Source organism: Streptomyces aureocirculatus (assembly GCF_000720475.1).
GTDB lineage: Bacteria > Actinomycetota > Actinomycetes > Streptomycetales > Streptomycetaceae > Streptomyces > Streptomyces aureocirculatus.
Map to the genome: position 1 here is coordinate 216,290 of NZ_JOAP01000008.1, position 11,507 is coordinate 227,796.

Annotated in this window: 11 protein-coding genes; 5 read left to right on the forward strand and 6 right to left on the reverse strand. The window is 70.0% G+C overall.

Annotated elements, in window-relative coordinates; translation table 11 throughout:
- Positions 1 to 56: 56 nt before the first annotated feature.
- A complete protein-coding gene (locus tag IG78_RS0110405) occupies positions 57 to 596 on the reverse strand; it encodes a type III secretion system chaperone family protein (protein ID WP_030561469.1) in 540 nt (179 codons plus the stop codon).
- Positions 597 to 685: 89 nt separating this feature from the next.
- Entirely contained in the window at positions 686 to 3,286 is a 2,601-nt protein-coding gene (gene clpB / locus IG78_RS0110410; RefSeq protein ID WP_030561470.1) for an ATP-dependent chaperone ClpB, read from the reverse strand.
- A 161-nt stretch (positions 3,287 to 3,447) separates the two neighbouring features.
- On the opposite strand from clpB, the gene IG78_RS0110415 reads away from it, so the two are divergent.
- The gene (locus tag IG78_RS0110415) at positions 3,448 to 3,972 is read left to right on the forward strand and encodes a pyridoxamine 5'-phosphate oxidase family protein (RefSeq protein WP_051852505.1); all 525 of its coding nucleotides are present in this window, start codon (positions 3,448 to 3,450) and stop codon (positions 3,970 to 3,972) included.
- A gap of 107 nt (positions 3,973 to 4,079) precedes the next feature.
- Here the strand turns inward: IG78_RS0110415 and IG78_RS0110420 are convergent, their stop codons facing one another.
- Entirely contained in the window at positions 4,080 to 4,451 is a 372-nt protein-coding gene (locus IG78_RS0110420) for a Rieske (2Fe-2S) protein (RefSeq protein ID WP_030561475.1), read from the reverse strand.
- Positions 4,452 to 4,728: 277 nt separating this feature from the next.
- On the opposite strand from IG78_RS0110420, the gene IG78_RS0110425 reads away from it, so the two are divergent.
- The 3 genes from IG78_RS0110425 to IG78_RS0110435 are packed head-to-tail and all read left to right on the forward strand — an operon-like array spanning position 4,729 to position 7,740.
- Positions 4,729 to 5,745: a helix-turn-helix transcriptional regulator gene (locus IG78_RS0110425; protein WP_199813247.1), complete on the forward strand. Its 1,017-nt coding sequence runs from the start codon at positions 4,729 to 4,731 to the stop codon at positions 5,743 to 5,745.
- Positions 5,742 to 6,722, forward strand: coding sequence for a helix-turn-helix transcriptional regulator (locus IG78_RS0110430; protein ID WP_030561479.1), 981 nt, complete (start codon positions 5,742 to 5,744; stop codon positions 6,720 to 6,722). The genes IG78_RS0110425 and IG78_RS0110430 overlap by 4 nt, the downstream gene beginning before the upstream one ends.
- Positions 6,723 to 6,771: 49 nt before the next feature.
- Positions 6,772 to 7,740, forward strand: a complete 969-nt coding sequence (locus IG78_RS0110435; RefSeq protein ID WP_030561481.1) for a helix-turn-helix transcriptional regulator — start codon at positions 6,772 to 6,774, stop codon at positions 7,738 to 7,740.
- A gap of 22 nt (positions 7,741 to 7,762) precedes the next feature.
- Here IG78_RS0110435 and IG78_RS0110440 read toward each other — a convergent pair whose 3' ends face one another.
- The 3 genes from IG78_RS0110440 to IG78_RS0110450 all read right to left on the reverse strand — a co-directional run bounded on the left by IG78_RS0110440 (position 7,763) and on the right by IG78_RS0110450 (position 10,159).
- Positions 7,763 to 8,185 (reverse strand): hypothetical protein, encoded by a 423-nt coding sequence (locus IG78_RS0110440; RefSeq protein WP_030561483.1) that lies wholly within the window; start codon positions 8,183 to 8,185, stop codon positions 7,763 to 7,765.
- Positions 8,186 to 8,189: 4 nt separating this feature from the next.
- The gene (locus IG78_RS41880; protein ID WP_157855774.1) at positions 8,190 to 8,963 is read right to left on the reverse strand and encodes an MmyB family transcriptional regulator; all 774 of its coding nucleotides are present in this window, start codon (positions 8,961 to 8,963) and stop codon (positions 8,190 to 8,192) included.
- A gap of 188 nt (positions 8,964 to 9,151) precedes the next feature.
- Positions 9,152 to 10,159 carry an MBL fold metallo-hydrolase gene (locus tag IG78_RS0110450; protein ID WP_030561487.1) on the reverse strand — a complete coding sequence of 336 codons (1,008 nt, stop codon included), beginning with the start codon at positions 10,157 to 10,159 and terminating at the stop codon, positions 9,152 to 9,154.
- Positions 10,160 to 10,384: 225 nt separating this feature from the next.
- Between IG78_RS0110450 and IG78_RS0110455 the strand changes: the two genes are divergently transcribed.
- Positions 10,385 to 11,464 (forward strand): helix-turn-helix transcriptional regulator, encoded by a 1,080-nt coding sequence (locus IG78_RS0110455; RefSeq protein ID WP_051852508.1) that lies wholly within the window; start codon positions 10,385 to 10,387, stop codon positions 11,462 to 11,464.
- The last annotated feature ends 43 nt before the right edge of the window (positions 11,465 to 11,507 follow it).

An 11,507-nucleotide genomic window follows, 5' to 3' on the forward strand; every position in this document is an offset into this window, starting at 1 on the left:
ACCCTCGGCCCCGTTCACCGAGCGGAGCCCCTGGGCCCCGTCCGTGCGAGCGCCTCTCAGGCCTCGTCGTCCCCGGGCTTCTCCTCGCCTTCGGCGTCGGCGGCCGGGTCCAGGCCGAGCTGCTCGACGAGCCAGCGGTCGAACTCGATCGCGGCCCGCACCCAACTGACCGTCGACGAGACGAAGTGCTCCAGGGAGACACCCGTGCCGATCAGCATCTGGGCCTCGCCGATGAGGCGGACCGTGCCGTCGTCGTGGGTGTGGCTGTAGACCTTGGGCCACAGCGTGCGCCGGTTCCAGTCGTCGATGAGCTCCAGGAGCTGGATCTTCTCCTCGATGCCGTGCGGCCGGTCGTAGAACGTCCGTACCGAGAAGACCTGCTGGTCGTCCTCGCCACGGAACATGAAGTAGGTGCGGAACTCCTCCCACGGCGCCGCGAGGTCACCCTCGTCGTCGACGACGTACTTGAGCTCCATCTGGTCCAGGAGCTGCTTGACCAGGTCCTGGTCAGGGACGACGGGGCCCGCCGGTCCTGCGCCCTGCTGCGGTTCGGGCTGTCCCCCGAAATTCGGAATCGAGGACGGGTCGATGGTCACCGTTATTTCCCTTCGTACTTCGTACGGATCGAGTCATCCTCTCCCATGCCGGGCGGGGGCCCGCAACCCCCGCCCCGGTAAGTGACCGGTTACGGCGCTGCGGGACCCACGAGGAGCCCGCCGTCGAACACGTCCACGCGCACCGTGTCGCCCTCCTTGACCTCGCCCGCCAGGATCTCCTTGGCGAGCCGGTCACCGATCGAGGTCTGGATGAGCCTGCGCAGCGGCCGTGCGCCGTACGCGGGGTCATTGCCCTCGTCGGCCAGCCAGGCGAGCGCCTCGGGGGTGATGTCGAGGGTGAGCCGCCGGTCCGCGAGCCGCTTGGCGAGCAGCCCGATCTGGAGCTGGGCGATGTGCGCGAGCTCGTCCTTGCTGAGCGCGGAGAACACCACCAGGTCGTCGAGGCGGTTCAGGAACTCGGGCTTGAAGGACGCCCGCACCACTTCCAGGACCTGCTGCTTCTTCTCCTCCTCGCTGGTGAGCGGCTCCACCAGATACTGGCTGCCGAGGTTGGAGGTGAGCACCAGGATGGTGTTGCGGAAGTCCACCGTGCGGCCCTGGCCGTCGGTGAGGCGGCCGTCGTCGAGGACCTGGAGCAGGATGTCGAAGACCTCCGGGTGGGCCTTCTCGACCTCGTCGAGCAGCACCACGGAGTACGGCCGCCTGCGCACGGCCTCGGTGAGCTGGCCGCCCTCCTCGTACCCGACGTAGCCGGGCGGGGCGCCCACGAGCCGGGCGACGCTGTGCTTCTCGCCGTACTCGCTCATGTCGATGCGGATCATGGCCCGCTCGTCGTCGAACAGGAAGTCCGCGAGCGCCTTGGCAAGCTCGGTCTTGCCGACGCCCGTCGGGCCGAGGAACAGGAAGGACCCGGTGGGCCTGTCGGGGTCGGCGATGCCCGCGCGGGTGCGCCGCACGGCGTCCGACACGGCCTGCACGGCCTCGCTCTGCCCGATGAGGCGCTTGCCGAGCTCGCCCTCCATCCGCAGCAGCTTCTGCGTCTCACCTTCGAGGAGGCGCCCTGCGGGGATGCCCGTCCAGGCGGCGACGACGTCGGCGATGTCGTCGGGGCCGACCTCCTCCTTGACCATGGTGTCGGCCTCCGCGGCCTCCTCCTCGGCCTCGGACGCCGCCTCCAGGTCGCGCTCCAGGGCGGGGATCTCCCCGTACAGAAGCTTGGAAGCCGTGTCGAAGTCGCCGTCGCGCTGGGCACGCTCGGCCTGGCCGCGCAGCTCGTCCAGCTTCTCCTTCAGCTCACCGACGCGGTTGAGGGAGGTCTTCTCCTTCTCCCAGCGCGCGGTGAGGCCGCGCAGCTCCTCCTCCTTGTCGGCGAGGTCGCGGCGCAGCTTCTCCAGGCGCTGCTTGCTCGCCGGGTCGGTCTCCTTGCTGAGCGCCAGCTCCTCCATCCGCAGCCGGTCGACGGCGCGCTGCAACTCGTCGATCTCGACGGGCGAGGAGTCGATCTCCATGCGCAGCCGGGACGCGGCCTCGTCCACCAGGTCGATGGCCTTGTCGGGCAGGAAGCGCGAGGTGATGTACCGGTCGGAGAGGGAGGCCGCGGCCACCAGGGCGCTGTCGGCGATCTGCACCTTGTGGTGGGCCTCGTAGCGGCCCTTGAGCCCGCGCAGGATCGCGATGGAGTCCTCCACGCTCGGCTCGGCCACCAGGACCTGCTGGAAGCGGCGCTCCAGGGCGGGGTCCTTCTCGATCCGCTCGCGGTACTCGTCGAGCGTGGTCGCGCCGACCATGCGCAGCTCGCCGCGGGCCAGCATGGGCTTGAGCATGTTCCCCGCGTCCATGGCGGAGTCGCCGCCCGCGCCCGCGCCCACCACCGTGTGCAGCTCGTCGATGAACGTGATGATCTGCCCGTCGCTCTCCTTGATCTCGGAGAGGACGGTCTTCAGGCGCTCCTCGAACTCACCGCGGTACTTCGCCCCGGCGACCATGGCGCCGAGGTCGAGCGACACGAGCCGCTTGTTCTTCAGCGACTCCGGTACGTCGCCCTTGACGATGCGCTGGGCGAGGCCCTCGACGACGGCGGTCTTGCCGACGCCGGGCTCGCCGATGAGCACCGGGTTGTTCTTGGTGCGCCGGGAGAGGACCTGTACGACCCGGCGGATCTCCTGGTCCCTGCCGATGACGGGGTCCAGGCGGCCTTCGCGGGCGGCGGCGGTGAAGTCGGTGCCGAACTTCTCCAGGGCCTTGTACTGACCCTCGGGGTCGGGGGTGGTCACGCGACGTCCTCCGCGGCTCGTCTCGAAGGCGTCGAGCAGCTTCTTCGCGCTCGCGCCGTTCTCGTTCAGTACGTCACCGGCGGCGCCGCCCTTCGCGGCGAGACCGATGAGCAGATGTTCGGTGGAGAGGTACTCGTCGCCCAGTTGCCTGGCGCGGTCCGCGGCGTCGGTGACGACGGCGAGCAGCTCGCGGTTGGGCTGCGGCGGCGAGACCGTCGACCCGCTGACGCTGGGCAGGGCGCCGAGGACGCGCTCGGTCCCGGCCCGCACGGCCGCCTGGTCGGCGTCGACCGAGGCGAGCAGGTCGGTGATGTTCTCGCTTGCTTGTCGTCCTTGACCCTCCAGGAGGGCCAGGAGCAGATGCGCTGGGGTGAGGTCCGGGTGACCCGCGGACACGGCCCGGCTGGTGGCCGCGTTGATCGCGTCCCGGCTCCTGTTGGTCAGCTCGGCGTCCACGTGCGCGCTCTCCTCCTGCTCGGTCGGTCGGGCGGGTACCCGTACTCATGCTGACTTAACCAACGTACACAAAGTTGAGTCTATTCCACTCAAGGCGGCGTTCATAAGTCCCCCCGGGCCCCGGTCTCCGTACGGTTCGGCGGCGGGTTAGGTTCCTGACCATGAGCCTCGACCTCGGCGACCTGCCCGCCCCGTACCTCAGCTTCTGGCGGGAGCGCCATGTGTGCACCCTCACCACACCGCGCCCGAACGGCACCCCGCACGTGGTCCCGGTGGGCGTGACCTACGACCCGGAGACCCGCACCGCGCGGGTGCTCGCGAACCGGTTCAGCAGGAAGGTGGCGCACGTCCTGGCGGCCACCGAGGGCACCGAGGACACCGGGGACACCGGGGACACCGGGGACGGTGCCGGCGGCGCCCGGGTCGCGGTCTGCCAGTTCGAGGGGCGGCGCTGGGCGACCCTGGAGGGGGCGGCCGTGATCGCGGCGGAGCCCGAGCGGGTCACGGAGGGCATGCGGCGGTACGAGGAGCGCTACGGGCGGGTGCCGTCACCGAACCCGGACCGGGTGGTCATCGAGATCCGCGTGGACCGGGCGCTGGGGAGCCGGGCGCTCGCGGGGACGACCCCGGACCCGGCGGCCCTCGGCCCGGCGGACCCGGGCCCGACGGCCCCCGTGCGCCGTTGAGGGGCACGGACCCGCACACACCACAGCGGCGCCACCGTGTTCAGGTCCACGGTGACGCCGCTGCTGGGGGAAGCACCTGCGCGATTTACAACGACGGGGGAATCGCGTCAGGCGCTGCGGGGGGTGGCTGCGAGGGGATCTGCGGTGGCGGTCTGCCGGTCGATGGCCTGCTGGTCGGCGTCCCGCTTGCGCTTGTCGATGACCTGGTGGTCACGCTGGTCGAGGTTGACGAAGACCATGCCGTAGCGCACGGCGCACCGGACCGGCTGCGGGGCACCGCGGGGGCGGCGCAGGCAGCGGTAGGCGCGGATGTCCTCGTCGTCGTCGCGCACGATGATGACGGGCTCTCCGACCAGGGTCACCATCAACGAGTCACCGGCGTGGGGGATGGCGGTGGCGAGGTCGATGAAGTGCCAGCCGGAGCGGTAGGCGGTGGCCATCTCCCGGCGGAAGGTACGGTCGTCAGGAGGAGTACTCATGCCTCAACACCTGCCGGCACCACACTCCAGGCGAGGTCGGGGGGCGCTGCCACGGTGGCAGTCGCGTCCGCTGGCGCGCTGCCCCAGGACAGATCAAGAGCGCTCACCGCTCCTACGACCAGCCCTGCGGAGAGGGCGGTGACAAGCACCGAGCGAAGCATGCTCTGAAACATGGTCGGCTTCGTCCTCACTTGGTAGTTTCCTCTCCCCCGGCACAACAAGACGATGTCTCAATCGAGCACGTCAAAGCCACAGGGTGGATGCATCATGTTCCTGCATGTTCAGGACCCTGGGGGGTGGAGATTTGCTTACAACCAACGCCAAACCGACACATCCTCACCCCGAGACGCCGCTTTGCGACGCCGGGGCGAGGTTGTACGCGAGCGCTCTGACCAATGGCCGGCTGCCGCGCTCCGAGGCCGAGAACACTCCCTGTCTGCTGGAGTCGGGGCTTTTGCACCCGGATCCCGATGATGTGGACTGGTTGCGTCCCGTTCCACCGTCCACAGCACTCGCACAACGTCTTCACCCCATCGAGCGCGAAATCCAGGATCGCCGCCGTCTCGCTGTGGAACTGACCAACGTCTTCGAGCCATTCATGGCCATCACGGCGCGCGCCGAACCCACCACCCACGCCATCACCGTCCTGGAGGGCGACGCGCACATCAACGCGGCGATCGAGCGGGCCACCGCCGAGTGCCGTCACGAAGTGCTTACCGCCCAGCCAGGAGGCGGTCGCAGCGAGAACTCGCTCAACGTGGCGCTGAAGCGCGGCCAGACCGTCCTGGACCGCGGCATCACGATGCGCACCCTCTACCAGCACACCGTCAGGCACAGCCAGGGAACGCTGGCCTACGCGGCCCGGATGTCGCAGGGAAACGTACAGATACGCACGCTCGAGGAGCTCATCGACCGCATCATGATCTTCGACCGCACGGTGGCGCTCATTCCGGCCCGCGCGGACCGCAGGGACGCCCTGGAAATCCGCCATCCCGGTCTGGTCGAGTACCTTGCGAAGGTCTTCGAGGAACAATGGCAGCGTGCGACCCCGCTCCTGGAGGAGGTGCCGTACCCTCCCGCCACCAATGGGATCACCGGCGTCCAGCGCTCCATCGCCCGCCTCCTCATCGAAGGCCACGTGGACGAGGCCATCGCCCGGCGTCTCGGCATGAACGTCCGCACCTGCCGCGCCCACATCGCCAAAATCGCCGCCGCCCTGGGCAGCGGCAGCCGCGCCCAGCTCGGCTACCTCATCGCCCAGTCCGGCATCCTTGAGCAGGACAAACCGAAATGACCACCGAACCCCGCCCTCACCCTCACGGACCCGACGAGTTGTGTGAGGCGGGTTCGGCCCTCTACGCCCGCGCCCTGCGCGAAGGCCGCGTCCGGCACCAGGAGGCGGGCGACGCCCCCTGCCTCATCGACTTCGGCCTGCTGCACCCCGACATCGAGGACATGGCGTGGCTGCGCCCGACCGCCCCGGCCGTGGCCCTGCCCCAGCTCCTTCGCTCCATCGAGGACCACATCGCGCGCCACCGCGAACGCGAGGAGCGGCTCACGGCGCTCTTCGAGCCGCTGATGGCCCTCGACGCCCGGCAGACATCGGGACCCGAACCACCGGAGATCACGGTCCTTGAGGGCTTCGAGCGGATCAACGCCGCGATCACGCAGGCCATGACCGACGCCCGGCACGAACTCCTCACCGTCCAGCCGGGCGGCGCCCGCTCCCCCGAGATACTCGCCGACGCGCTCCCCCGCGAGCAGGAGTTCCTCTCCCGCGGCTGTCGCATGCGCACCCTGTATCAGCACACCACCCGCCACTCGCTCCCCGCCCAGGCCCACTACGAACAACTGGACGGCGACGTAGAGGTCCGCACGCTCAACGAAGTAACCGAACGCATGGTCGTCCTGGACCACTCGGTGGCTTTCATCCCCGCGAGCAAGGACCGCACCGTGGCCCTCGAAGTACGCCAGCCGGCCATCGTCGACTACCTCATCACCACCTTCGAGCGACTCTGGCATCTGGCGACGCCGATGTTTCCGCACGCCGCCCAGCTTCCCGCCGAGAACGGCGTCACCACTCGTCAGCGAGCCATCGCCGAACTCCTCGTCGAAGGCCTCACCGACACCGAGATAGCCACCCGCCTCGGCATGAACGTACGAACGGCACGCGAACACATAGCGAAACTCGCCGCGATTCTCGGCAGCAACAGCCGCGCCCAACTCGGTTATCTGATTGGCCAGTCGGGGATTCTCGATCAGAATCACTAGCCTGGGGCGGGGGCTTCGGTAAGGTGCGGGGAGGAACGGCGACGTGAGGATGGAACACCGGTCGCACGACGCGGGGGAACTGTGCGAGGCGGGCCGACGGATCTATGTCCGCGCGCTGCGCGAGGGCCATCTGCACGCCGAGGAGGCCCGCGCCGCCCCCTGCCTTTCCGACCTGGGCCTTCTCCACCCGGACGGCCAGGACGACCGCTGTCTGCGGCCCACCGCGCCGGCCGTCGCGCTGCCCCGGCTCCTCGGCGCCATCGACTCGCGCATCACCGCCCAGCGCCGCCGCGAGTCCCGGCTCGCCGATGTCTTCGCCCCGCTGATGGACCTGGACCGGCGCTGGACGTCCGCCGGTGACAGCGCCGGGGCCGCCGTCATCCACGGGCGGCTGCGCATCAACGCGGCCATCGACCATGTGGCGTCGAAGGCGCAGGTGGAGGCCCTGGCCATCCAGCCGGGCGGCAGCCGCCCGGTCGATGACCTGCTGCAGGACCTGCCACGTACGCACGGCGTCCTCGCCCGCGGCGGCCGGCTGCGCACCCTGTACCAGCACACCACCCGCCACTCCCCGCCCGCGCTCACGCACTACCGGGACCTCGAAGGCGACGTGGAGGTCCGCACGCTCAGCGAACTGCCCGACCAACTGCTCGTGTTCGACCGGCGGGTGGCTTTCCTGCCGGTCAACAAGGTGCGGGACACGGCCGTCGAGATCCGGCAGCAAGCCGTCATCGACTATCTGGTGACGGTGTTCGACCTGCTGTGGCGCCTCGCCGTCCCGCTGTGGCCGACGCCCGCCCCGCAGCGCGCGTCGAACGGCGTCACACCCCGCCAGCGGGCGATAGCGGCCCTCCTCACGGACGGCCTGAGCGACACCGAGATAGCGGCCAGGCTCGGCATGAACGTACGCACGGCCCGTGTCCACATCGCGAAACTCTCGGCTTTCCTGAACAGCAGCAGCCGGGCCCAACTCGGATATCTCATCGGCAGGTCCGGAATCCTGGACCTGCCCGTCTGACGTGTCCCCGCCGCGGGCGGCGTCAGTGGTGGAGTGCCCGTTGCAGCGGAAGGCCCACGGCCCGCAGGGCCTCCCGCACCACGCACTCCGCGTCGAGGCCGCCCGAGCCGAGGTGCAGGACGGCGGACTGCTCCCACCGTACGGACGAGGGGCGGCCCATGCTGACCTGCCAGCGGGGCGCGAGCGGCGACGGGCGGTCGTCGAGGGCGATGTTCAGGACCCGGACGACCGACACCTTGGCGACGACCTGGAGGGGGAAGTCACCGGCGAGGAGCTGCCGGTCCACGACCCAGGTCACCGGATAGCCGCGGCCGTTGAGGTCGTCGGCCATGGCGTGCACGACGGGGGCGAAGCACGCGGGCGCGAGGTGGCCCCGTCCCGCCTCCGGGGGAAGCGTCTGCGCGGCGTCCCTGACGGTCATCATCACCTCGGCTTCCTCCTCCATGCCGTCACGCCCGTTCCTCTCCCGCCCCGACCTCGGGCAGGGGGTCGAAGAGCAGGACGACGTGGCGTGCCCCGCGCGCGCTCGCCGGTTCCGAGACGACCATCGTGATCTGCCCCGGGCCCTTCTTGGGGTGGAACAGCGGCCTGACGTCGCCGTCGGGGTGGATGTACACCTCGGTGTTCCGCTCGTAGATCGGGCCCGTGTGTTTGTCCCTCTGGACGTCCCTGTGCAACTGGGCGAGAGCGTCGTTCTCCGGGTGCTGGATGTGCGCGAGCCTGATCTGGTTGAGTATTCCAGGAGCCCAGCGGGTCTCCCAGTCGGTCAGAATGTAGTCCCGTGCCTCATCGGCGAGAGCCATCCAGCGCATCGTGTTCTCCGGCGGTGTGCCGCCCTCGAAGATGTCGGCGAAAGGCTGGTTGTACGCGACGAGGTCCCACTGGACGTTGCTGACGTACGCGATTTCGCGCTGGCCGTTGACGGCCCGCTGCCAGGCGCCCGCGGCGGGCATCGTGACACCGCCGCTCGGGTCCAGGGGGTGGGGCGGCCGCTGCCCGAGGGAGAGCAGATACACCTGCGTGAACTCGTCCTCGGTCATGCGCAGGAGCCGGGCGACCTGGCGCAGATAGTCGTCCCGCGGCGACATCTTTCCGCTCTCGAACCGGTGGTAGGTCCCCACCGCGCGGTTCATCAGGATGTCCATGTCGGGCTGGGCGAGTCCGGCGACCCGCGGACCAGGACGCCCCGACGGCTTGGGGGTCAGTCCTACTTCCGCGGGCATGATTCTGGAACGTAGTTCTTTGAGTATTCGCCGCAGCGCGTCCTCGTCCACCGCGGTTCCCCCTTCCCCGTCCGCATGACTGGCGTGCCGCGCCCACGGTGTCTGCACCATAAACCCAAACGAGTCATCGACCAACAGATCGTAATCGGCTGCCGGTTCGGAGGGCGCGGCGGCCCGGGGACGCGGCACTACGCGCGGGAGGGCACCCCCTGACGCGCGTGGGCCCAGCGGGCCGCGTGGCCCGCCAGCTCGGCCATGCCCAGGGCGTCTCCGGTGCCGCCGAGGTGGTGGTACTCGACGAACGTCAGCATGACGACGCGCTCCGGGGCACCCAGGGACGGATGGAAGCCTGCCGCGAGGATGTCGCAGGCGGCCTCGTACGCGCCGAGTCCCCTGCCGTGCCGCTCCTTGATCTCGCCTTCGAGGTCCCGGAGATAGCCGATGTAGGCGCGGACGCCGTCCTGTCCCATCAGCTCACCGTGCCCGGGGACGATCCACCGCGGGTCGAGCGCGAGCACGGTCTCGCAGGCCCGCACCACCTCGGCGAGCGGTCCCTCCCAGTGCGCGGGGTGGTCGCCGGAGAAGATGACGTCGCCCGCGGCCACCACGCCGTGCTGCGGCAGGTGCACGATCAGGTCGCCGGACGTGTGGGCCGGGCCCACCTCGATCAGGCGCACCTCGGTGTCGCCCACCAGGAAGTCGTGGCTGCCGCTGAAGGTCAGCGTGGGCGGTACGACGGTGATGCCGGTGTAGTCGTAGGCGCCGAAGCGATCGCGCGCGTACCAGCCGAGCGGCTCCCGCGGGTCGCTGGCGTGCACCAGGTACTGCATCTCCTGGGGCGAGATCTCACCGCAGCGGTGGCGTTCGAGGCTGGCATCGGTACTGATGATCTCCGCGCCGGGGAAGAACCCGTTGCCGAAGCAGTGGTCCCCGTTGGCGTGGGTGTTGACGACGGTACGGACCCGGGCCCCTTCGGGCAGCACACGGCCGGCCGCCGCGATGAGCGCCTTGGTCATGCGCGTGTCGTAGGGCGTGTCGATGAGCGCGGCTTCTGTTGCCGAGGTTCCGGAGTTTCCGGAGTTTCCGGAGGTGATGAGCAGGCAGTTGGCCAGGCCCCAGGAGCCCGCGGCACCGCGGGGCGCCCACAAGTACAGGCTGTCGTCGGCAAGGACGGCGAGGTCGACAGGAAGGTCCATGGACGTCATCTTCGTCGACGCCCGCGTACGCCCGACTGTGTTCAGTGCCACAGCACGGCGACGCTCCGCCTCACCGACCCCACACACATTTAACTTTGAATAATTGGGCGGGCATCGCAAGCGATAACCCCGCCATTGAAAAACCGTTGCCCCGTTGACAAGGATGACGACACGTGTGACGTCCGTCATTCGCGCCAACGCCCCAGACCGAGTAGGGGGAAGCCTGTGCAGGACGCAGCGGCGCAGGCGGTGGCGCCCTTCCCGGCCGCGACCGAGCGTGCCACCCGGCTCCGGATGGCGGCGCCCGCACGCGGCGGCGCCCCTTCCGACCGCCGGCATGTGCCGCACGAGCCGGAGGAGCTGTGCGAGGCGGGCCGGGCACTGTACGCGCGTGCCCTGCGCGAGTGCGGGCTGCACCGCGAGTCCGTCGCCGACGCGCCCTGCCTCCTCGACTCCGGGCTCCTGCACCCGCGGGCCGACGACCCTGCCTGGCTGCTCCCCACCCCGCCCCTGGTGGCCCTGCCCCGGCTCCTCGCGGGTATCGAGGCGCGGGTCGCCCGGCAGCGCGGGCGGGCGTCGCGGCTCGCCTCCGCCTTCGAACCCTTCCTCCAGCTCGCCCCCGCAGCCGTCCCCGACACCACGGCGTCCCTCGTCACCGTGCTCAAGGGGACGACCCGTATCAGGCGGGCCGTCCGGCAGGCCCTCGCGGACGCCTCGCACGAGGCGCTCGGCATCCACCCGGGCGACCCTGACCGACCGCAGATGCTGCCCCACAACGAGCCCTGGCGCATGGCCGACTTCGCCGAACGCGGGGGCCGCCTGCGTACGCTGTCCCGGCCGGAGTCCGCCTTCGACTCGCTGCCGGGGCGCGCGCACCCGGACCGGCCCGTCCTGTCCTGCGAGGTCCGCACCCTCGACGAACTCCCGCCCTGTCTGCTCGTCTTCGACCGCACCATCGCCTTCATCCCGGCCGTCGACGACGGCGGCATCGTCTTCGAACTGCGCTCACCGGCCCTGGTCGGCTATCTGGCCACGGCCTTCGACATCATGTGGCGCCTCGCCACACCCCTGTACCGCGACGACACACCGCGACCGCCGGTCCACGCGGTCAGCCAGGTCCAGCGCGTCATCGCCCGCATGCTCACCGAGGGCCACACCGACGCGGAGATCGCGCACCGCCTTGACATGAATGTACGCACCGTCCGGCTGCACGTCGCCAAGCTCGCGGGCCTGCTCGGCAGCAGCAGCCGCACCCAACTCGGCTTCCTCATCGGCCGCTCGGGCATCCTGGACCGACACGTCTAGCCGGACGGCGCGTGCCCGACCCCCCTGGAGGTGGCACGGCCAT